The sequence below is a fragment of the Enterococcus sp. DIV2371 genome (genome assembly GCF_050498525.1).
Lineage (GTDB): Bacteria > Bacillota > Bacilli > Lactobacillales > Enterococcaceae > Enterococcus_B > Enterococcus_B mangumiae.
The window spans coordinates 3,170,223-3,192,089 of the sequence record NZ_JBIPAJ010000001.1; the positions used below are offsets into that span (position 1 = coordinate 3,170,223).

19 protein-coding genes are annotated in these 21,867 nt (G+C 38.2%); 4 read left to right on the top strand and 15 right to left on the bottom strand.

The genetic code is table 11. The features are described from left to right. Positions 1 to 297: 297 nt before the first annotated feature. Positions 298 to 2,619, bottom strand: a complete 2,322-nt coding sequence (locus IGL24_RS14850; RefSeq protein WP_207699681.1) for a WxL domain-containing protein — start codon at positions 2,617 to 2,619, stop codon at positions 298 to 300. 269 nt (positions 2,620 to 2,888) lie between these two features. On the opposite strand from IGL24_RS14850, the gene IGL24_RS14855 reads away from it, so the two are divergent. After that, entirely contained in the window at positions 2,889 to 4,379 is a 1,491-nt protein-coding gene (locus tag IGL24_RS14855) for a helix-turn-helix domain-containing protein (protein WP_207699680.1), read from the top strand. 188 nt (positions 4,380 to 4,567) lie between these two features. On the opposite strand, the gene IGL24_RS14860 is transcribed toward IGL24_RS14855, so the two are convergent. From IGL24_RS14860 to rplM, 12 genes are all read right to left on the bottom strand, one after another. Then, the gene (locus IGL24_RS14860) at positions 4,568 to 5,305 is read right to left on the bottom strand and encodes a class A sortase (protein WP_242699725.1); all 738 of its coding nucleotides are present in this window, start codon (positions 5,303 to 5,305) and stop codon (positions 4,568 to 4,570) included. 40 nt (positions 5,306 to 5,345) lie between these two features. Further along, positions 5,346 to 5,495 (bottom strand): hypothetical protein, encoded by a 150-nt coding sequence (locus tag IGL24_RS14865; RefSeq protein WP_206859226.1) that lies wholly within the window; start codon positions 5,493 to 5,495, stop codon positions 5,346 to 5,348. After that, positions 5,476 to 6,021, bottom strand: coding sequence for a hypothetical protein (locus IGL24_RS14870; protein WP_207699679.1), 546 nt, complete (start codon positions 6,019 to 6,021; stop codon positions 5,476 to 5,478). The genes IGL24_RS14865 and IGL24_RS14870 overlap by 20 nt, the downstream gene beginning before the upstream one ends. Then, a complete protein-coding gene (locus IGL24_RS14875) occupies positions 5,990 to 7,465 on the bottom strand; it encodes a helix-turn-helix domain-containing protein (RefSeq protein ID WP_429968506.1) in 1,476 nt (491 codons plus the stop codon). Before IGL24_RS14875 ends, IGL24_RS14870 begins: the two co-directional genes overlap by 32 nt. Before the next feature lie 37 nt (positions 7,466 to 7,502). Then, complete coding sequence (locus IGL24_RS14880; protein WP_207699678.1) at positions 7,503 to 8,648, bottom strand: WxL protein peptidoglycan domain-containing protein; 1,146 nt, start codon at positions 8,646 to 8,648, stop codon at positions 7,503 to 7,505. A 229-nt stretch (positions 8,649 to 8,877) separates the two neighbouring features. Beyond that, positions 8,878 to 9,630, bottom strand: coding sequence for a WxL domain-containing protein (locus IGL24_RS14885; RefSeq protein WP_207699677.1), 753 nt, complete (start codon positions 9,628 to 9,630; stop codon positions 8,878 to 8,880). A gap of 30 nt (positions 9,631 to 9,660) precedes the next feature. Continuing rightward, positions 9,661 to 10,437 (bottom strand): WxL domain-containing protein, encoded by a 777-nt coding sequence (locus IGL24_RS14890; protein ID WP_206859235.1) that lies wholly within the window; start codon positions 10,435 to 10,437, stop codon positions 9,661 to 9,663. Positions 10,438 to 10,472: 35 nt separating this feature from the next. Next, complete coding sequence (locus IGL24_RS14895; RefSeq protein ID WP_206859237.1) at positions 10,473 to 11,294, bottom strand: WxL domain-containing protein; 822 nt, start codon at positions 11,292 to 11,294, stop codon at positions 10,473 to 10,475. A gap of 30 nt (positions 11,295 to 11,324) precedes the next feature. Then, positions 11,325 to 11,606: a hypothetical protein gene (locus IGL24_RS14900; RefSeq protein ID WP_429968507.1), complete on the bottom strand. Its 282-nt coding sequence runs from the start codon at positions 11,604 to 11,606 to the stop codon at positions 11,325 to 11,327. Positions 11,607 to 12,110: 504 nt separating this feature from the next. Next, complete coding sequence (locus IGL24_RS14905) at positions 12,111 to 13,898, bottom strand: AIPR family protein (RefSeq protein WP_429966348.1); 1,788 nt, start codon at positions 13,896 to 13,898, stop codon at positions 12,111 to 12,113. Positions 13,899 to 14,946: 1,048 nt separating this feature from the next. Beyond that, positions 14,947 to 15,339: a 30S ribosomal protein S9 gene (rpsI, locus tag IGL24_RS14910; RefSeq protein ID WP_010733940.1), complete on the bottom strand. Its 393-nt coding sequence runs from the start codon at positions 15,337 to 15,339 to the stop codon at positions 14,947 to 14,949. 15 nt (positions 15,340 to 15,354) lie between these two features. Then, complete coding sequence (gene rplM / locus IGL24_RS14915; protein ID WP_153830627.1) at positions 15,355 to 15,783, bottom strand: 50S ribosomal protein L13; 429 nt, start codon at positions 15,781 to 15,783, stop codon at positions 15,355 to 15,357. Between the two features lie 375 nt (positions 15,784 to 16,158). Between rplM and IGL24_RS14920 the strand changes: the two genes are divergently transcribed. Then, positions 16,159 to 17,370 (top strand): argininosuccinate synthase, encoded by a 1,212-nt coding sequence (locus IGL24_RS14920; protein ID WP_207115773.1) that lies wholly within the window; start codon positions 16,159 to 16,161, stop codon positions 17,368 to 17,370. Between the two features lie 100 nt (positions 17,371 to 17,470). Next, positions 17,471 to 18,853, top strand: coding sequence for an argininosuccinate lyase (argH, locus tag IGL24_RS14925; RefSeq protein ID WP_207700348.1), 1,383 nt, complete (start codon positions 17,471 to 17,473; stop codon positions 18,851 to 18,853). A gap of 53 nt (positions 18,854 to 18,906) precedes the next feature. Here the strand turns inward: argH and IGL24_RS14930 are convergent, their stop codons facing one another. Continuing rightward, a complete protein-coding gene (locus tag IGL24_RS14930; RefSeq protein WP_206857618.1) occupies positions 18,907 to 19,374 on the bottom strand; it encodes a Dps family protein in 468 nt (155 codons plus the stop codon). Positions 19,375 to 19,540: 166 nt separating this feature from the next. Beyond that, positions 19,541 to 21,091 carry a gluconokinase gene (locus tag IGL24_RS14935; protein ID WP_207700349.1) on the bottom strand — a complete coding sequence of 517 codons (1,551 nt, stop codon included), beginning with the start codon at positions 21,089 to 21,091 and terminating at the stop codon, positions 19,541 to 19,543. Between the two features lie 56 nt (positions 21,092 to 21,147). On the opposite strand from IGL24_RS14935, the gene IGL24_RS14940 reads away from it, so the two are divergent. After that, on the top strand, positions 21,148 to 21,822 hold the full coding sequence (locus tag IGL24_RS14940; RefSeq protein WP_429968508.1) for a prepilin peptidase: 675 nt from the start codon (positions 21,148 to 21,150) through the stop codon (positions 21,820 to 21,822). Positions 21,823 to 21,867: the final 45 nt, after the last annotated feature.

Consider the following 21,867-nt stretch of genomic DNA (forward strand, 5'->3'; position numbering starts at 1 on the left):
GGATCCTTTGAACAGCCTCACAGCTTTAAAATAACTTTCGGTATTAATTGAAATAACTTTGTTTGCCCTAAAATAAGTACAGCAAGTGAACCTACAAATTACGCAATATCTCTAACATAGAATACACAGCCTATCATAGAAAGATATTTTCTGCATAAATAAGGCGACACCCACAAAAATACAAAGAATTTTCATGGATGTCGCCTTGTTTATTGAGGCTAAAAACTCACGTCCTACCTCAATTTTTCAATCTAATAAGTGTTCAAATGACTTTGCTTCCATTAGCAATATTCCTCATCAATTAGCTGGTAAATCACTTAATGACCAATTGATCGTCGCTTGGTAAGGCTTCCCTACCGCAACCTGATCGCCATCGACATTCAACTGGACATTTTTATAACTTAATTCCCAGACACCTTGACCCGTACCAGCAGTGGCATCCATGACAGAAACAGCCGCACCGTCTTCTTGTAAGGTAAAGTCAAGCGCTTGAGGTTCTTTTGCAGTATTTCCTGTCGCTGTGCTTAGATTGCCTGCATGAAAACTGATACTTGCGCCTTTTAAGAAGGTGCCAAACGGTGCTGTACCCAAATCAGCTGTTGGATCGCTCGTAAATTGTTGCGTCATTGATGCTGTCACATGCCAGCCTTTGTTTGTATAGGATTCATCGGTGACTTTTAATCCTGTTTGCGCCTCACTGTCATATGCGTGAGTACCTGATTTCAATGCCTGTGTCCCAAATTCCACGGTTGGTACTTCATCAAGTGTTGGCAAAGCGGGTGGCGCTGTGACATTCAGAGTAAAAGCCACAGTGCCTGCGTGGTAATACTTATTTGCATCAACGGCTAAAGCCTCGCTCAGACTGCCATACGTATTGCCATCAGGCGCTGTCACATCTTTGATTGTGGCACCAGCGGGAAGTTCAGGTAAATGATCACTCGGATCTTTGATGACTCCACCGGTTACACCTGTTTCAGTCGGAATCACAGGCAGATCAGGAACATTGGGTCTCGTACCCTCTACATATTTATAGGAAAAACTAGCCGAAGCTGCATCGGTCGCTAAGTAAATCGTAAAATAATTTGCCCAAGGATTGTTGGCTAAATCGTCAAATTTTGAATTGGCAGTAACCGCTGAAGCAATATCCGGATATGTTTTCCCACCTTGACCGTCAGGAGCCACAACGTGATCTAATTTATATCCTGTTGGTACGCTTAATTTAGGTACCGTTGGGAAGGTTGCCCCATATTTACCAGTAAACGACGGTGGACTAGCCAATGGTAATGCTGGCGCCGATCCTGCTGTGAACGAGAGAGTTGAGGCTGGATGACCACCCAGCAATCCTGTGATTGGATCTGTTACGACCCCAGTTCCTGGCGTATCTTTTAGGTAATATGTTCTGAAATCCACTTTCTCGTCAATAGGCGTATAATAAACATTGATCGCGTTAGGATTTGCTTTGACATATTCATCATAGTTAGCCACAGAGATTGATTCCCCACTTAAAAAAGTATAGCCGGTAAGCGCTGGTGCACGATAAGTGAAATTGTCTGAGGCATTCGCTGCACCGTCTGTTACACCGATCTTGTCACCCACATTCGCAGTGATCGTAGCTGCTTCTACTTTTTTGATGGGTTCATTCGTCGTCGCATCGATAAAGTTCACTGGGAAAGTTACCGTACCACGAGTCGCCATAAATGAAGCATTTTTAGAAGCATTCCCACTTTCGATCACGCCAGTGTTGTTCCCTGTAATTGCCAAGCTACCAAAAGAAATATTTTTTCTAATGGTGATCGTTCTTGAAATTGTTTTTGGACCGTATGCGCCATTATTGTTATAGCCAGTGTCTGGCGTAGAAGTAAGTGATAGTTTGCCAGTGTAAGTACCATTTTTATTATCTACAATATCTGACCAAGCCAATGTTTGTGTTTCAGAGCTCCAACGAGTTGTTCCAGACCCTTGAAACTGCAACGGCGCTGAAGCTTCTACCCATGGAACAGTAGCGGTACTTGATTGTTCGATAGCACCAGTTGCATCTGTCTTTCGAATTTCGATTTTATCCTGGCCTTTATTGGTGCCAGTTGGGCCATCAAATGCACTATTGTACCAAATGTCACGCCCTACAAAGAAACTGTCTTTTAAGCCAGCGATCCCTAACTTCTGTCCCGTTGCATTCGGTGCATTTTGTTTGATCGTCTCGTTATTTGCCGGACTTAAAAAGAATCCCGCAGCATCCCCCATTTTCCAAACATCTGCTTTATCATACCAATAGGGCGTTTTGATCGTTAAAGGTTTAGAAAAATCAAGTGTTGCGATAGTAGATTGATAGACCCATGAATTTTTAACTGAATTGGCTAACCAGAGATAATTGTTTCCCGAAGGATCCCATTTCCACCACTTGCTATCCCCTGTTAATATACTCCAGTTATTGGGATTTTGTTGAAAGGTGCTATCCAAAGTATGGTTGCCAGTATCTGAATTTTTCCCAGGCTCTAATGTACCAGAAATAGCCGTAGCCGCTTCAACTTGATCTCCAAAATTGGGACTCAAAAAGGGCGATAGAGCAAGGATACTGAACCCGATAGTAATTTTTGATATGATTGTTTTCTTTTTATTCATCCATTTTCTCTTCTTTCTTTTGAGATGGTTGCGCACTTATAAGACACAAAGTATGCGGTATCTTGCTGAAGACAGCACTTCTATTTTTCACGGCCTATACATAATGAGTATTATTTATCGATTAAAACAAATCATAAAAACGTATGACAGCTGTCTACATTTTTTTAATCATTTCATTTATTTAGTAGGTTTTCTCATGAGATATCTATATAATATTGAATAAGAAACGTGCCATTTTAATTTGATCCAAGCACAGTGGAGGTGAAGTCATGAGAGAATATTTTTTTAATTATAAAGAAAATGAAATTATCCAGTTCTTCCAATACTGTTATATAAATAAAAAAGATTATTATCCAAAGAAAAGTATCCAAGAAGCACTAAATATTTCAGAGTATCGTTATAAAGCAATCGGAAACAGAGTGGAAGAAATAAAAGAACAGTATCCAACTTTTGACTTCAGCTACGATAAGCATGGCTTATCTATCTGTTTTTCAAAAGAATTTTTGTTACTTAAAGTCTACATTCTCCTATTTAAAGAAACTGTTGGATTTAAATTCGTCCTTTCTATTTATAAAGAAGAATTTCAAAACTTATCCTCTTTTTCTGAGTCTGTCCATATGCACCAACAAAGTGTGTTACCTAAGCTGAAACCTGTACGAGTGCTGCTTGGGGAACACTCCCTTGAGTATTTGTTATTCAAGAAAAAAATCAGTGGTGAAGAATACCGTATCCGTCATTTTTTCTTTGAACTTTTCTGGCATTTACATGATGAGAGGGAACCGATCATCCCTGAATATCCTGAGAGTTTCCAAGCACTCGCGGCAATGATCCACGAATATTTGCCGATGCATTCTCGTGAAGATATCCGTAAGCTCTATTTATTTATGAAGATCACACAACACAGAATAAATCATGGTCATCCGATCACTAGCTTACCTGCCACGATCGCAGAAGTTAGAAATCCTTTGATCACTTATGACGTTTTCAAACAACAAATACAATCAAAAGAAATCGCTAGTCGCTTTTTCAAAAAAATATTAACTGAAACAGAAATCAATTATCTTTACTACGTGTTCACTGTCGTGCCTACTTACACTTATCATGAAAAGGAGGAATTACCACCTTGTCGTGACTTTTATACGGAGGAGTACAAACAGCTTGAACAATCGATTTTAGAACAACTATTTCAACAAACGGAGCGACGATTGACCTTGCAACAGGAACGTTTTCTCTCCCTCAACATGATCTATCGAGTAACCTATTTTCTCAGTTATGGAAGTGACAGCTACGTGCCGCCTTACTCTGATTTAGAGCATTTCTATTATGGCGATCCAACAAAGGACCATTATTTTAAAATCGTAGACAAGATTATTTCTCAAATCCCACTAAAAGAAGAAAAATGGCAACGGATCTTCAATAGTCAGTCTTTTCGTTTCTCGTTGTTCCAACTATTGTCATGGGTCCTTGAAGAACAGCTAGATTCAGTGAAAGTAGCCATACTGACTAAATATGGAAAACTCCATAAAACAGAGCTCATCCGCTACTTAGAAAAACTAAATCCTAGACCCATCGAAGTGGTGGAATATGATAAATGGCCTGAGATCATCTTTTGTGACTTTCCATTAAAAGAAGGACAGGAAATCAATCCAAAGGCAGAAATCTATTTTATCGGTGTAAAACCAACTCCGTTACAATGGCTCGAGATCGTGAATTTCATTGATACCTTCCGTACGAAAAAGCAATTTGGCCATTTAGAATGAGCGAATAAGCAGCAAAAATCCAAAAATACGAGAAGCTATTTTCGGCTTTTACTGCTCATTTACCGGAGCTGTGCGCTTCTGTCACAACCTCCTACTCTATCTAAACTCTTGGTTTTCAAGAATGACGGTCAATCAAACGTCTATCAAACGAAAGGGCAGTAACGTTGATATTTTTTGAGCGTTCCCCGTTAAGTACGCCAGACGAAAATCAAGAAGAAAATAGTAGCAATAGTAATAATCAGAAGCGGTAGGATAAACTTGAAAAGATATTGTTTATCCTTCGCTTTTTTGACGACGACTGCCTCTTGTTCAAATGTTGCGGCAGGTGTTGTTTCTCCATGCACCTTTTTCGCTTCCACGAGTATGCGGTAAGGTGTTTGCTCTTCTTGGCTACATGTAACTAGAAAAAGAATCTCTGCGCCTCTATCAGCAAATTTATCGACTTCTGTTTCTCTGATCAGCGAGGACTTTTCCACTTTGTATTGATAATAATCATTTAGATAGTGAAGATAAATCGAATCACCTTTTTTCAGTTCTTCGATTCGAGCAAAAAGCAGATCGTAAGCTCCAGCGTGATGACCGATCAACGTCATTGATCCCAACTCTGGTTCACGCTGAGGAAACAAACTAACTACTCCATCAATCAGATGTTCTGTTGTTAAACCAAGAAATATCGGTTGTGAAATCGCTACGTCAGGAATAACGATCTGACCAATCGCATCGTCACTGGTTTGGCGCGCCGCCTCAAAGACATCTTGAACATTCAATGCTTTGACAGCTTCAGATGGTGGCACATTTTCTGGCACTTCATTTCGAATCGTTGTACGCTCAAATTGCGAGTGGGTCGCTATCAGAAAATACTTCGAAAAAGGCACAGCCATTAGACTCACAGCAAGTAATACTAAGACACTGATCAATAGCTTCAATCTATTTTGACTGTTTGATCAGCCTCTCCTTTTCCTCCAGTTAGCCATCGTAGTTACCTTGATCAATCGAATCGTTGACCCATTCAAGATTTTCCTGTGTCAATTGCCTACTTTGTAACGCATCTTTTGTCAGCCAATATAAGTCTGCCATTCCTTTAACGCAACTTGTTTTAAAATAAACTTGTCTCATCAAACATCATCCCTGTTTTTATCGATTCATTCTGACTAGTAGTGTCTGTTCGCTCTTTTCTGACGTAGCTTTCCCCGTCTAACCGTCCCATACCAAAGAGCATTTTTCCAGACAATGCTGCTAGCATTACCCCTGTATCTGTTTTTCCCACTCTTGCATCTTCACCCATTCCAGCGCTCGATTTACTTCTTTTATTTAGCACCAAATGCTCCCCAGGGTGAAAGAAATCCTCTTTTTGCACCACTTTTTTCTTACTCTCATGTTTCTTTGGCGGTTCCCCTTGAGTCTGTGATGCTTGCTTTTCTGCTTTCTCTTCTTTAGAAGAAGGTGTTGTTTCTTCAGCTGGCAACGGCATGCGTTCCGGGTTTTTAGGCGCGACAGATTCTGAAGGATTTAGCGGATTGAGAATTTCTTCATCTGCAGCAGTAATCGTATGGTCTCCCTGAACAATAAGGGCAAAAAATATACTGGCATAAAGATAGCTTTTACTAAATTTAGGAAGAGATATTTTCGTGATTTTTCTCATGATTCTTCCCACATTTCTGTATTTTTACATTTACGATCAAATCGCCTAACTTTTCCCAATCGGATGCTGTTGGAGGAGATAGCCAAATCACTTGATGTTGCTTACTTTGCCACTTCAACATATCTGAAATACAAATATCCGCGGTTTCTCCTGATTCTCCTACAAAAGACTCAATATTCAACTTACCAAAAGCATCCACTTGTTCTTGAATGTAGCGGCTGTAACTTTCGCCAAAAGAAAAATCAATGGCGATCCTTACTTTTGGTGAAAGAAGCTCAATCGGTAAACTTGCCAAAAAAAGAAAAATATATTCTTTTGCCAACTCATGGTAATTTGCCCGAACTGTTTCTGTACACCATTCTAGATCCAATAATTCTTGCACGATACGATAAGCAAGTGCTTCCGCCAACTGGTAATTTTCTTTAATAAACGAAAACTGTTGGATCGTTGAATTTTCGAAATTTGTGCGTTTCTGAAACACTAATTTGTTATGGATCAGTGAAAGCTCATCGATGACCTCACGTGTTTCACCCCATGAAACTACATCGTGAAATTCTGCAACGACGCTACTGATCACTTTTTCATTGAGAGAGGTAATCACTTCTGTTTCGATCAGTCGACAATATGGCGATAAATTCTCGCTGCTGATGAAGTACAAAAGCTCGTAAATCTCTGCTTCTTGCAAATTTTGAAAGTATGGACTTAAAACCGCCATTATCTTTTGTACCAACCCTTCCTCCTGCACAGTAGATATGATTGGTTCGCCTTGATGCCCAAAGTAGTTACGGACCTTTAAAACAAATAAGCGATACAACAGCTTTACCTGTTGTGAATTTGAAAGCTCGTGTTCAAGGAAATGAGTGATTCGGCGAAGTTGATCGATGATTTCACTTAATTCTTCTTTCATACTTTCAGTAAAAGGATAGGCATTTACTCCGTACAGCGTGTAATAATACCCATACAAAAACGATTGAATATCTCTTTCTTTTCCAATGAACTGACAACCGCTAGAAATTTCGATTTCAAAAAGTTTTAACAGCTCATTTGCCTTTGACATGATTTTATAAACGGTTGCTCTTGAAGCGTATAATACATCTTCTAAATCAAAGGTATTTTCGACTTGTTCCATAAGCACAGCCTTTATCAAGGGAGTCAAAGTACTTTGACTCGCATAACAGCTGATCAAGCAAGAGATATTTGCAAATGTTTTCCGCGTATATTTCACAGTCTTCGGTTTTACCCCAGTTTCTATGACGAACTGATCCGTCAAATCAAACTCCTTCAAATCCTCTTGGACATCTTTTATACAGCTCTCGAGTTCGTATCGATTCATTTTCAGCTCCTCCATCACACTTGCTTGTAACAGAGGAACAGAAGCATTGGCATCTAAATAAAAGAGTAATTTCAGTCTGCCTATTGATTTTTTATCTAGGAATTCCAACATCATTTTGTATCACCATTTTCTAATTGACAGCATCGCTTTACGGCAATGAGATTTTATCTTCTTCGTCTTCTTCATTTTTTTTGCGTCGTTTCCACAAAATAAAGAATAAGATGAAAGCAAGCAATGCTAAAACGATAGCTTCAATCAAGAAGTAGATCCAAGTATTATTCTTTTCGATCGTTACATCTTTCGCATTTAATTCTTTTGCTTTTTCCGCAGAGATAGTGAAATCTTTTTCAAAATGCCATTTGTACACATAATGAACATCCGTATCTTTACCCTCTGAATCTTTTTCTGTTTGGATATATTCTCCCTTAGGATCTTTTTGACCATACACATCCATGGCTAAATGATACGTTCCAGCTTTCATCGGTTGGGATGGATTACCACTATCCAACATCCCTTGATTACTGATAGCGATCGGGTAATCGAAATTCGTATTTGGTGCCATCTGCATCATTTCTCTGACTGAAGTGAACGTCATACTTGGATCATCGACGTTGGTTACTGTTGCGTCCACTTTCATTTGATTCAAATAACCCATTTCTGAATTTTGCAGATTCGCATTGATGACATTACGCGCATTGACTTGAGAAGGAGCAACATCATTCAAAGTTAGTGAGGGCGCAACTTTTGTTTTTGTTTGTTGCAGCAATAGGGCTTCTACATAACTAAATTCGTTCTTTAAAGACACACCTTTCGCCTCTTTGGAAGAAGTGTCCGTTTCAGAAGATTTTTGCTTGAACGTCAATCCACCTGCAATTACACCATCAAATTTTTCAGATGGCATCGTTACCTCGATAGCTACGTCTGTTTGAGAGTTTGGTTGCAAAGCTACTTCATTCGGCATCTTCACATAATCCGCTAGATCAAACTTTAGTGTTTTATCTTGTTTGTTTTCACTTGGACTGTATTCCACCACACCATTGATATTCGTCGTTGCACTTGCTACATTTGCTTCAACTGTCACAACTTTATCGGTTGAATTATCCAGTAATACGTGGATCGTCTGTTTCTGCCCAGGTGTCATCAATAAATCAAAATAAGAGACCTCTTCTGCTTGGTTTTCCGGTAAGACTGGTGTCATTGAAAATTGAAACTCATTTGCCTGGACGACATTGCCGCCCACCACCATCGTCATGACCATTACGAACATCATTAAATAAAATTTTGCCCTTTTCACTATTGCTGCTCTCTCCTTAATTTCTATAAATAGAAAAGCTGTGTCAAAAGCTTTCCCAACTTTCGGATAGCCTTTGACACATTCTCTTCTTTTTAAAGCTGAATTTTTCCAACAATGCCTTGTTCAAAAAGTGAGCGAGGTCAACGAAAAAAGTGGGGGGATTCTCGGGTTCCTCTTTTACTTTCTGAATTCGAACATTTCTGGTTTTGATAAATGTTTTAAAAATTTCTTAGTTAGCTGGTGTATCACTTAATGACCAAGTCATTGTTGCTTTATAGTCACTTGCTAATTTTGTTGAAGCACCTGGAACTTCTAGTTTTACAGATGAATCTTTTGTTGTATCTGAACCAAAATCGACTAAACTTGTTCCAGCTCCATTGCCATCAGTTGCACCCATGACCACGTCTGATTGAACATTTGGATCTAACATTGTAATTGCTTTTACTTTATCCGCAGGTGTTTTAGATGCTGAAACAATCGTTGCATTAGTCAAATAAACTTTTGCACCATCTAAGTTTTCACCTGGTTTACCAGCATTATCAGCATCTGTTGAAGCAAAATCACTAACTTTGACTGTTAAGCCCCAACCAGCTAATGAACCACGGTTATCTGTTACTTGAACGTAGTTTGGACCAGTTTTAGCATTACCAGCTGCATCTTTGTATTTTTGTGCTGCCGCATTGTAAACTTTATCTACAGATGTGATTTCTTGTGTACCAAAATCAAAAGATGAAGCAAAGTCAATCGACAATGGACCTGGTGTTCCAGGAACAACTGGGATCGTTGGATCAGGGTTTTCCGGAACGATCGGCTGTGTTGGATTCAGTGGATCAATCGGATCAGTTACACTAGCAGATGGGATATATTTGATTGAACCATATGCCCCATATGACGCTACTTCATCTGCTGATACGGTTGTAGCTACTCCTGCTGCGATCATTGATACTAGTAAAGCTGAGGTATATAACGTTACTTTTTTCATGTGAATTTCTCCTTTACAATGACGACATTGTTATTTGTTTGTTGGCAGATCTGAAAGAATCCAGACCAAATTAGTTTGATAGCTCACTGGATCTTTAGGTGTTGATCCAGGAACAAACAATTGAATCGCAGAAGTAAAAGTTGTGTTTACTTCTTCTCCTTCAATTAGTTCCTTTTTTTCGAATAAATCTGACATATCTCCCCAGCGTGTAATCCATGTTCCAGCACCTTGGTCAACCGCCGCACTAGTGATCATGCTCTCTTGATTCGGAACCATTCCTAGTACTTCATAAGTGGTAGGTTGCGGGGAGTTGCTATTACTTACCATCTTTGGTTTCAAGAAAAACAAAGTCGCCCCTGTTAATTCTTCGTATTGAGTCGGCTCTTCAGCACGAAACTGGTGGGTTTCTTTCACCTTTAATGTCCAGCCAGCCAATGTCCCACGATTATCTGTCACTTGAACAAAGTTCGGAGTGATCAAATGAGGATCATTGAAGTATCTTTGCGCCTGTGCAGCATAATACTCATCTTTATTGGAAATCTTATTCATCCCAAAATCCAAACTACTAGCAAAATCAATCGATAACGCGCCGCCTGTACCAGGCTCAGGTCTCGAACCATCAGGATTCATCGGATCAACTGGAATCTCCGGATTGGTAGGATCTACAGGAAGTGTCGGTTCTTTTGATGATCGGAATTTTACCGCATCATACCCTCCTACATCATCATGAGGCGCTGCAAAAACCATTTGACTGGCTAGAGCACCAAGCAATGTCGAAAGCACGCTTGCTAATAAAAACTTCTTCATCTAATCCTCCTTCCTAGGAAAATATCTGAATTTATTTAGTTTGCTGGAATGTCGGATAGCGTCCAATTTAGATTGGTCGTATAAATCCCCGCTTTTTTCACCGTTGCACCCGGCACACATAATGTAATCGGTGATTTTGTCGCAACTGCATCTCCAGTTGTCGCCGTCGAATCATAATCCGTTGGTTTACCTAAACCATAGATCCACGTACCCATCCCTTGATTTTTATCCGCAGAGACAATAACTGTTGCCGCAGGAGATACCGTATACATCTCTGTTTTTACTTCTTCAGGATAAATCGATGGATCCGTTCCTTTTTCTGTATTCACATGACCACCACTAAAAGCTAATTGCGCCCCTGTTAAGTAATCACCCACTTCCGCACTACTTTCATCAGTCACTGATGGATCGACCGTGTCTAAGTGAAACTGTGAATCCGTCGCAACTGATAACGTCCAGCCCGCAAAGTTCCCACGAGTATCAGTTACCTGTACATAGTTCTCAGCAGTTTTTCCACTAGCAAATGCTTGAGGATGTGCATAATAAGTTTCTTCTTTTGACGAAATCGACTGTTTACCAAACGCCAAAGATGATGCAAAGTCAATCGATAATGGGCCACCCGTACCAGGCCCCGGAGGATTTGTCGGATCAGTTGGATCGATCGGTACTACCGGAATACTTGTATCTGGATCTTCTGGATCAACCGGCGGTGTAACGGTCGTCCCTTGTTTGAATTCAACCGAAGATTTTGAATCATACTGTCCAGCAGTAGCTGCACTGACAAACGTGGTGCCGTATGTAGAAATTATCCCAACGCCGGCAATAATTGCTAAAGAATATTTTTTTATATTTCTCATTTTTAAGACCTATGTTCCTTTCTTTTTCGCTTAAACGATTGTTTTATTTAAGCTCAGTTTCCAGTACAAAATGATGCTTGCTACTATTGTGATCAAAGATAAAAGATACAATCCCTCATTTGAAGCATCACCGGCAGCCGGTATTTTTATTTGTTCATCTGGAGAAGTGGAAAGAATATGTTTCTCATCTTCTGTTAAATCGTCCGAATCAGGAAAAGTCGTCTTTTCATATTTACCATAAAAACCCGTCTCACCATAACTTCCATAGTTTTCTGTATCTGCCTTACCAATCGTTGCGTTACTAGTCAGCAACAGCAAAATCAAAACCAAAGAAGCGATTCCTTTTCGTCTCCCTATAAACAGCTTTTCCTACCTCCCTCTTAGAACTGCGTTTATCATACCTTCCCCTATTTTTCACTTCATCTTATTTTTATTTCAGTTCCTGAAAAAAATTAAACAACAAAACGCACGCGTAAAAATCCTTGGAAAAATATACAACATTTTATCGATCCACTCTTATATAAATTTTGAAAAAAAATATAAAATAACCATTTTAGTTGTATAATCAAGTGGATAACTATAGTTTTTTTATAAATTAAATAATTTTAAACTGCTTAAAAACTAAGTTTAATTGGTATTGTCCAATTTATTATTATTAAAAACAGTCGTACGTATCGATTAGAAAAAATAATGAAAATAATGAAAAAAAGAATGGAAAAATTAATTTTCTCCAACAGTATAGATAACTATTGGTAGCAATTAATTCTTCCATTAAATGATGGGGGTGGTGGGAATTGGTGGGAGTTATTTATATTTTTATCTTTTAAAAATATCACCATAATATTGCATTGTAGATTCAAGATTATCTCTTGTTTTCAATTGATCTACATATTTTTTTAAAATTGTATCTACATATTTTTTATCAGTTTTAAAGAAGTTACTTACGCTAGTTACCCTCCCTATTTCGAACTCAGTATTATACATATCTGTTAAAAATTGCGTAAACTCTACTATCAAATTTTTGACTAATTCTGAAATGTTGTCTTTTTTATAATTAGAAATAAAATTACCAAATATAAAATCTTCACTTCCTGAAAGATCAGAAACACTGTTTATCCTAATATCAAAGTCATTATTAGAAAGCCTATATAAAAAGCCGAATAAAGCGACTAAAGTCTGTTTAGAATTTACCAATATATTCATTTCGTTAATATCTAAAGTATTATCACCAACATTCTTAAGAGACAATATTGCTTCATCTATATATTGGTTCAAATCAATTAAGTTCGTTATAAAGTCAATTTTTTCTGGCTTCTTTCTAAATTTTTGTTGAAAAATAGTTTTATAATTAGTGTTATTTGAAAAAAGTGATTTTTTATTAGACCTTGATGTTCCAGGTTTTTGGCATACAAAAGAAAAATAAATTTGGGCAAAATCTTCATTTTTTATTTTCTTGTTAGCAAACTTTCTAGGAGCTGAAACCCCTCTTTTTATCTCTAAAAAATAGCCTTTTTCTTTAAGTAAACTTTGTAAACTTATCATTTCTGGTGCATTTGATTTCAAATCACGTGGTTGAATAGGTTTTTGAGAATTAGTTGATTCAGCAATTTTATTAAAAAATTGAATATTATTACTTTCTTTAGACGTAGAAATTTTTTTTATAATTTTACACATAATATAAAAATTTTGAATTTTATCATTTATTTTTTGAGATATTAATGTCGTTGTCTGACCACCATTAACAATTGAAAAATCATATATTTTTATCTTATCACCATCTATAATAAAATCATCACATGCAACTGTAATTCCATTATTTAAAAACCAAAAATTATCAGAATCCTTAATAATTGTATTGATAATTGCATCATCTACAGCTTTCGATTTTATATATCTACGTATATTTAAATTAAATAGCCCGTCTTTTTCATACTTCTCATATGCGCTTTTTAGACTGTGCGCATCTATGTTAACAACTACCCCTTCATAGTAATCAGATTTGTATTCTAAATAATTATTAGTACGATCTAAAGAAAACTTATACTCACTTACTACTGGTAAATTATCACGTATTTCCCCAATCATTTTTTCAATTTCTTTTTCATCTAAAAAGGTAAGTTCAGAAAATCTACCCATAGAAAATAATTTAGTATTTACTTTCTCTTCATTAAATTTTGATAGAGAACTAAAAACAACTTCTATATTCCCTACATTTTCATCATTTAATCTATCTAACGCATTACGATAGAGTCTTTTTACTTCTTTATTATATAAGCTAGTATTATTTTTATCGAAATCTAAAATAGTCCTATTAATTTTTTCTATTTCTGATATAGCTCCATTTACATCCACATTTTTCGAAAATTTATTTTGCCCAATTATAACCTTCGAATTATCATCATCAAAATAAACAAAATCAAATCCACCATCGTTACTTCCATCTGTTATAGTATTGTGGATTAAATCATACCAATTCTTTTCTAGATCCAATGATTTAAAACAATATAGAGAGCAAACCAAAATATCAAAGGCTTTTTCTTCACTTATCTGATAATCAAGTTTTTTACCATGTTCAACTATTTTTTTAATTTCTATATCAATCATAATATCGCTCCAATGAAATTTAATATATTTCTATTTTATCAAAAAAATATTATTACAATATAATTTATACATTTGAATATCTTATCTTTAAAAAGGAACCAAAGCATATTCTTAGTATACAACAACATAATGATTTTTGCTCATTTTCATCTAAAGATCTATAAGTACTCAATATTATGCTAATACTATAGAAAAAAATAATTTTTAAAAAACTGATAGATAATAAATTTTATAACTCTTCTATAAGACGTTTTGCAAGCGTTAGTTCTCAATTGATTATTACCCAAAAATGTTCCGATGATTTCCCCGCAAAATGATTCCAACTAAATAGCGGACAAAAGGCGTATAGTCTTATTCATTTTCCAACCAATCGATAGAACTCGCTTGTAACGTTTCATAGTAGGTTTGTTTCGCCCCTTCAAATATCATTTCACTACTGATGTACTTGCTCACTAAATATCCTGACATGTATAGTAACAACAAAGTCAGTAAATGTGACGTTCAACCATTAGCATTACTAAATTGAAAGAAAGTCTAAAACAAAAAAGGGAATCAACAGTAACGGATCAATCTCCGCTTTCAGAATAGTTTGATTGTATTGATAGGACAACTCTTCATTTAAATATAGTGTTAAACAGAGCGAACTCGTTGATTTTTATCCAGCTCTTTTTCTGTGATAATATTACTTCTGTTTTCCTTTATAGTCGTTAATCTAGTTATCATCTTCAGCAAGTCATGACTCAAAGAAAGTATTTTAAATCATGAAAATTGATTCTTTTCGCCGCCATTTCATCTCAATTGGCGGTGAAAAACAAATGATGGCGGACTAATGAAATAAATATATCTTACTTTCTTCAAATTAACTAAATCTCTTTTGCAGTCGCTTCTTTTTCTTCGATTGATTCACTATGGAATTGCTTTAATTTGAACTCACCAACACTACTTGTCAAAGAGCCAAAATACGATATCATTACCTTTCTCATGACCAGAACAAAAAAGACACCTTCTCGCAATGAGAAAGTGTCTGAAATCATTGATATAGCAACGATTAACGTTTTGAGAACTGTGAAGCTTTACGAGCTTTCTTAAGACCTGGTTTTTTACGTTCAACCATACGTGCGTCACGTGTAAGTAACCCAGCACGTTTAAGCGCTAAACGGAAGTCAGGATCAACTTCTAGCAATGCACGAGCGATTCCGTGACGGATAGCTCCTGATTGTCCAGCGTAGCCTCCACCGTTTACGTTAACAAATACGTCATATGCGCCTTTTGTTTCAGTAACGCCGAAAGGCTGATTGATAACTTCACGCAAGTCAGCATGTGGAATATATTCTTCAACATCTTTTTTGTTGATAGTAATTTTACCAGTTCCTGGTACTAAACGTACGCGGGCAACTGCATTTTTACGACGGCCTGTGCCGATATATTGAACTTGTGCCAATGAAATTCCCTCCTATTAGATTAAGTTTGTGATGTCTAAAACTTCTGGTTGTTGTGCTGCATGTGGATGTTCTGCTCCACCGTATACATTCAATTTTGTAAATTGTTTGCGGCCTAAAGTATTTTTAGGTAGCATGCCTTTTACAGAAGTTTCGATCAAACGACGAGAATTTTTAGCACGCAATTCACCAGCTGAAATTGATTTCAATCCTCCTGGGTAGTTGCTGTGACGGTAATAAATTTTATCAGTCGCTTTTTTACCTGTTAATTTCACTTTATCTGCATTGATAACAATGACGAAATCGCCAGTATCCAAATGAGGGGTGAAAGTTGGTTTATTTTTTCCACGTAGTACAGATGCAACAACTGTTGAAAGACGTCCCAATGGAACATCAGTTGCGTCTACTACATACCATTTACGTTCTACTTCGCCTGGTTTGGCCATATATGTTGTACGCACGTTATTTTCCTCCAATTTAAGTTCTGATGTTTGACATACACTTCGAGTTTCCGGGGCTCTTTGTGGGGCAAACAATACCATTTAACATATTACCTTCAAATGCTGATAATGTCAACGTTTTTCTATGCTTCTGAAAAATTTAATTTTCCTTTCATTTTCGCTTTTTCAATGTTTTGGTTTCATTTAGAAAGAAAAGCTTAATTGTATAAAAATATGTTCAATTTCTTTATTTATGAATATTATTTTCTTTTTATTTAATTTTATGTATATTTATTTAATTTATTGATTGCTTTTTCATTTTTATGGTGTTATCATTTGAAACAACTATTTTGAAAACACTAAAAATAAAGGGGCGATTTTATGAAAGAAAAAATTATATTGGCTTACTCAGGTGGTTTAGATACCTCTGTCGCAATCAAATGGTTGGCAAAAGATTATGAGGTGATTGCTTGTTGCCTAGATATTGGTGAAGGCAAAGATACAGCTTTTATTAAAGAAAAAGCACTTCAAGTTGGCGCAATTGCGTCTTACGCTATTGATGCAAAAGAAGAATTTGCTCAAGAGTTTGCCTTGATTGCGCTACAAGGTCATACATTTTACGAGCAGTCTTATCCACTGGTTTCTGCGCTTTCTCGCCCCTTAATCGCAAAAAAATTAGTGGAATTAGCCCGAAAAACTGGCGCAACGACGATTGCTCACGGCTGTACGGGAAAAGGCAACGACCAAGTTCGTTTTGAAGTGGCCATCAATGCCTTGGCGCCTGAAATGAAAATCATTGCACCAGTACGTCAGTGGCAATGGTCCCGTGAAGAGGAAATCGCCTATGCGAAAGAAAATGATGTGCCGATTCCAGCAGATTTGGAGAATCCCTACTCCATCGACCAAAACTTGTGGGGACGTGCTTGTGAGTGTGGTGTGTTGGAAGACCCTTGGGCGACTCCGCCGGCGGGTGCTTACGACATCACGACAGCCTTAGAGTATACACCAGATCAGCCGGATATCATTGAACTCACTTTTGAACAAGGCGTGCCAGTTGCTTTGAATCAAGAAAGTTTACCTTTATCCGAATTGATTTTGTCCTTGAACCAATTAGCTGGCAAGCATGGAATCGGTCGGATCGATCATGTGGAGAATCGTCTAGTGGGAATCAAGTCTCGGGAAGTTTATGAATGTCCTGGGGCAATCACTTTGATGCAGGCACATAAAGAATTAGAAGATTTGACTTTCGTTCGTGAATTAGCACATTTCAAACCGATGATCGAGCAACAGTTGAGTCAAATGATCTATGATGGTCTCTGGTTCAATCCATTGACTGAGGCGTTGATTTCTTTCTTAAAAGCAACGCAAACGGCTGTCAATGGAACTGTCCGTGTCAAACTATTCAAAGGGAATGTCATCGTTGAAGGGCGTAAATCAGCCAATAGTCTGTATAACGAAGAATTAGCAACGTATACTTCAGCGGATACCTTCGATCAACAAGCGGCTGTCGGATTTATCAAGCTTTGGGGGCTTCCATCGAAAGTCTATGCGGAAGTTCAAACGCAACAACAAACAGCTGTAGGATCAGAGTAGTGAGCGTATCAATCAAAATAAAAGCGAGGTAAAAGCTGAGTGCGAGCTCAAACAGGAACTTTTGCCTGCTTTTCTTCATTCAAAACATAGGAGGAATCACATGGATAAACTTTGGGGTGGACGGTTTCAAGGGAAAAGTGAACAGTGGATCGATGCATTCGGTGCTTCGATCTCCTTTGATCAAAAGTTGGCTGAACAAGATATTTTAGGGAGTCTCGCGCATGTAAAAATGTTGGCATATACTGGGATTTTGTCCGAGGAAGAAGCTCAACAGATCATCACTGGTTTGGAAAAACTGCAAACACGTTTAACGAATGGCACCTTGCATTTTTCGGTAGAAAACGAAGACATCCACTTAAATATCGAAAAATGCCTACATGAAGAAATCGGACCTGTTGCTGGGAAACTACATACGGCTCGTAGTCGCAATGACCAAGTCGCAACAGACATGCACTTGTACCTGAAAGAAACGGTGCTTGAACTGATTGAAAAGCTTCATTCGTTACGTCAAACGTTCGTGGAAAAAGCAGCGGAGCATATCGCTACGATCATGCCGGGATATACCCATCTGCAACACGCCCAACCGATTTCCTTTGGCCATCATCTCTTAGCATACTATCAGATGTTTACACGTGATTATGAACGCTTCACAGAAAGCTTGAAACGAATCGATATTTCCCCTTTAGGCAGTGCTGCACTGGCAGGTACGACGTTTCCGATTGATCGTTCTTTCGCTGCAAATGAATTGGGCTTTTCTGCTGTTTATGCAAACAGTCTTGATGCTGTCAGTGACCGTGATTTTATTCTTGAATTTTTAAGTAACGCTTCTTTATTGATGATGCACTTGTCACGTTTTTGCGAAGAAATCATTTTTTGGTGTAGTTACGAATGCCAATACATTGAACTTTCGGACACTTTTTCAACAGGCAGTTCGATCATGCCCCAAAAGAAAAATCCTGACATGGCGGAATTGATTCGTGGGAAAACTGGTCGGGTATATGGTAATTTATTTGGTTTACTCACGTTGATGAAGGGTTTGCCTTTAGCTTATAACAAAGATTTCCAAGAAGATAAAGAAGGAATGTTCGACACGAGTGAAACGATTTTAGCCAGCCCCTCGATCATGGAAGGCATGGTAAAAACCATGGCAGTAAATAAAGCTCGTATGTATGCGGCCACGCAAAAAGATTTCTCCAATGCGACTGAGTTAGCCGATTACTTGGCTGCGAAGGGTTTACCTTTCCGTCAAGCACATGAGATTGTCGGCAAATTAGTCTTACAATGTACGCAACAAGGTTGTTATCTCCAAGATGTATCTTTTGCAGAATATCAACAAATCAGTCCACTGATCGAAATGGATATCTATGATGCTTTACGCCCAGAAACAGCAGTAAAACGTCGGAATTCATTAGGCGGTACCGGATTTGATCAAGTACAACAGCAGATCGATCAAGCACGCCAACAATTACAAACAGAGAAATAAAACAAGCCCCCTCACCTATCCTTATGTTTAAGTGAGGGGTCTATCAATTCAATTTATGCGTCGATTCCTGGTGCTTTGCCTAGATGTGCTTGTAGCATCCAGATGCGTTTTTCTGTTGCTGCTTTAAAATCAATAAAGATATCTTGTGTTGGATCGTCGCCTTCTTCACCAGCAGCGTCAATTCCTTTTTGGAAAAGATCTGCTAAGTAGCGGTAACCAGCTACTAATGTTTCTAGACGTTCTTCCATCGTACGATCCCAACGGCCAACTTCATCAGGGATTTTTGTGTTGTCTGCAAATTCACGTAATGTCGAATAAGGTGAACCATCTAATGTAATCAAACGTTCTGAGATCTCATCTAATTGTTCGTTCAAGTCGTCCATGAATTTGTCCATCATTGGATGCAATGTCAGAAATCCAGGACCTCTCATATACCAATGTGTTTGGTGAACGATCACCGACATTTGGCTTAAATCTGCTACTAATTGATTCAATACTTCTTTTGTTTGTTGAAATTTCATGTAATTCTGCCTCCTCGCATTTACCTATACTAAAATCATAGTAAACTTTGAAGGAAAAGTACACTAAAATCCTTTAGATGAGAACGATTTTCATCCCCAGTACGACGCTTTTTTTAAATGGCGAAAAATCCGTCAGATAAACAAAAAATATAACGAATGTCATTATTTAAAATTCGCCTTCTTCATTGCTCATCTCCATGGATAGATCCTCTCGTAGTTCGGCAAATAATTGCGAATAGCGGCTTAATTCTTGCTGTGTGGAGACAAACAAAGGATATATTTTGTTATACATACGATTGGCTTTTTTCTGAACGGCTATTTGTTGCGTTAGCTCAATATATGTGGAAGCTTCGGCTAATGAATTGATCCTACCTTGGCTCTGCCAACCTAAAATGACTGCGCCTAAAGCTGAAGCTTCTTTGACTTTTGGAAAACGGATGGGTTGTCCCAAAACGTCCGCCATGATCTGCCGAAATAAAACCGATTGAGCAAAGCCACCTGTTGCTCGTAATTCAATGACTTGCTCAGGTGGGCAAATACCTAGTAAAATTCGCTTGAGATTGAAACAACCCCCTTCAAGGACCGCACGCATCATGTCTTTTTCCGTGTGCCATCGTTGCAGACCAATAAAACTGCCAAATGCTTCTGCATCCCATAAAGGTGCTCGTTCACCAAGCAAATACGGTTGAAAAATCAAGCCATTAGCCCCAGGTGGGACAAAACTGATTTCAGAAAGAACGGCTTGATAAGGATCTTCTCCTTGTTCCTTGGCTCTTTGAACGACATCTTGCATCAATGTATGGACAGCCCAATCAAAGATTCCCGCACCATTACTCGTCGCGCCTCCAATGACCCAGTGTGTTTGATCCAAGACATAACAGAAAGTTTCCATTTGTGGATGGAGCTGCGGACGATTTGAAATAAAGCGCAATGCTCCACTTGTACCCACCGTCAGTGCCGCCGTCGTTTCACCGAATGCTCCTAAGCCTAAATTTGATAATGGACCATCCGCTCCTCCTAAAATAAATGGGATTTCTTGATCAAAATGAAACTTAGTACGAGCCTTTTCTGTTAGTTGCGTGAATTGGGCAGTCGCAGGTGCCACTCTTGGGAGCTGGGCTTCTTGTATTCCTAACTCTTCAAGAATAGGTTCTGACCATTGGAATCGATGGATATCGAAGTAACCTGTACCAGAAGCAGTGCTGTAATCACTGACTAGCTCAGCAAATAGTTCATAAAAAAGATAATCTTTGATTCCTACAAAATAAGCCGCTTGATCAAATAAATCAGGAAAGTTGTTTTTCAACCATTTGAGTTTGATCAACGGCGTCATTGGATGGATCGGTGTACCAGTCAGTTCATAGATTATCCGCCCTTTTTCAGTCACTTTTAGTTTTTCTGCTTCATTGACCGCACGGGTGTCTGCCCAAGTGAACATACGCGTCAAAGGCTTTTTGTTTTTATCTAATAAAATCAAGCTGTGCATAGCTGTTGAAAACGAGATAAATTCGATGGGCTGTGCGGGTAATTGTTGGATTACTTCATTGATGACAGCATACACTGCTTGGACGATCAATCCCTGATCTTGTTCAGCCATTCCTTGGATTTCTTGGATCAACGGATAATGAAAGTAGGCTGTAGCTACTTCTTCTGCTTGTTCATTGAATGCAACTGCTTTCGTTTGCGTAGTACCGATGTCAACACCGATTACAATCATTGTTTTTCATCCTCTCTTTTCCTTTTTGCGTATCTTAATCAAAAGGAGGTGGTCTGATGTTTCTTTATTTTATCATTGGTTGTTGTTTTGGTTCTTTTTTGTGCCTAGTCGCACAACGTGTTCCTCAAGACCTTTCTATTATTTCCCCTCGTTCTCATTGTGTCAACTGTCAGCAAACATTACGATGGTATGAGTTGATTCCCTTACTTTCGATCTTCATACAACGGTTCCGCTGTCGCTCTTGTCAGGCACGACTTTCGCCCATTTATCCATTAGCTGAGTTGACCAGCAGTGCGCTATTTATGTATGCAAGTGCTTATTCGACAGAGACAGTTCATTTGATTTGGCTATTCCTTGCTTTTTTATTTTCGCTGATGGATATTTTTCATCTTGCGATCGACACTCGCGTTTTCTACTTCTCCTGGACGTTCTTATGGGTCTACTGGTTGTTGACCGCTCAGTTTCAAGTCTGTACAAGTTTCGTATTCAGTTTGATCACTTTCGGTTTGCTGCGTTATGGTCAAGCCTATTTAGGGGCAGGCGACACATTACTCTTACTTAGTTGGAGTGGCGGACTCACCTCTTCACAACTCATTATACTTTTATTTATCGCCAGTTGCCTTGCTATCAGTTATTTTGGTCTCACTGCTTTACTTCACAAGAAAAGAAAACAGCTACCCTTCATTCCTTTTCTGAGTATTGCGTTATGGCTGATTCTTCATTTCCGATAGCACAAAAAAGAAGAAGTACACGGAAAAAATATCCGTCCTTCCTCT

What these genes read in the sequence shown, in the direction of transcription:
- IGL24_RS14890 (WP_206859235.1), bottom strand. Translation starts at nt 10,437, where the DNA reads ATGAAGAAGTTTTTATTAGCAAGCGTGCTTTCGACATTGCTTGGTGCT.
- IGL24_RS14865 (WP_206859226.1), bottom strand. Translation starts at nt 5,495, where the DNA reads ATGAGACAAGTTTATTTTAAAACAAGTTGCGTTAAAGGAATGGCAGAC.
- IGL24_RS14940 (WP_429968508.1), top strand. Translation starts at nt 21,148, where the DNA reads ATGTTTCTTTATTTTATCATTGGTTGTTGTTTTGGTTCTTTTTTGTGC.
- argH (WP_207700348.1), top strand. Translation starts at nt 17,471, where the DNA reads ATGGATAAACTTTGGGGTGGACGGTTTCAAGGGAAAAGTGAACAGTGG.
- IGL24_RS14875 (WP_429968506.1), bottom strand. Translation starts at nt 7,465, where the DNA reads ATGTTGGAATTCCTAGATAAAAAATCAATAGGCAGACTGAAATTACTC.
- IGL24_RS14905 (WP_429966348.1), bottom strand. Translation starts at nt 13,898, where the DNA reads ATGATTGATATAGAAATTAAAAAAATAGTTGAACATGGTAAAAAACTT.
- IGL24_RS14850 (WP_207699681.1), bottom strand. Translation starts at nt 2,619, where the DNA reads ATGAATAAAAAGAAAACAATCATATCAAAAATTACTATCGGGTTCAGT.
- IGL24_RS14920 (WP_207115773.1), top strand. Translation starts at nt 16,159, where the DNA reads ATGAAAGAAAAAATTATATTGGCTTACTCAGGTGGTTTAGATACCTCT.
- IGL24_RS14855 (WP_207699680.1), top strand. Translation starts at nt 2,889, where the DNA reads ATGAGAGAATATTTTTTTAATTATAAAGAAAATGAAATTATCCAGTTC.
- IGL24_RS14935 (WP_207700349.1), bottom strand. Translation starts at nt 21,091, where the DNA reads ATGATTGTAATCGGTGTTGACATCGGTACTACGCAAACGAAAGCAGTT.
- IGL24_RS14870 (WP_207699679.1), bottom strand. Translation starts at nt 6,021, where the DNA reads ATGAGAAAAATCACGAAAATATCTCTTCCTAAATTTAGTAAAAGCTAT.
- IGL24_RS14885 (WP_207699677.1), bottom strand. Translation starts at nt 9,630, where the DNA reads ATGAAAAAAGTAACGTTATATACCTCAGCTTTACTAGTATCAATGATC.
- IGL24_RS14930 (WP_206857618.1), bottom strand. Translation starts at nt 19,374, where the DNA reads ATGAAATTTCAACAAACAAAAGAAGTATTGAATCAATTAGTAGCAGAT.
- IGL24_RS14895 (WP_206859237.1), bottom strand. Translation starts at nt 11,294, where the DNA reads ATGAGAAATATAAAAAAATATTCTTTAGCAATTATTGCCGGCGTTGGG.
- rplM (WP_153830627.1), bottom strand. Translation starts at nt 15,783, where the DNA reads ATGGCCAAACCAGGCGAAGTAGAACGTAAATGGTATGTAGTAGACGCA.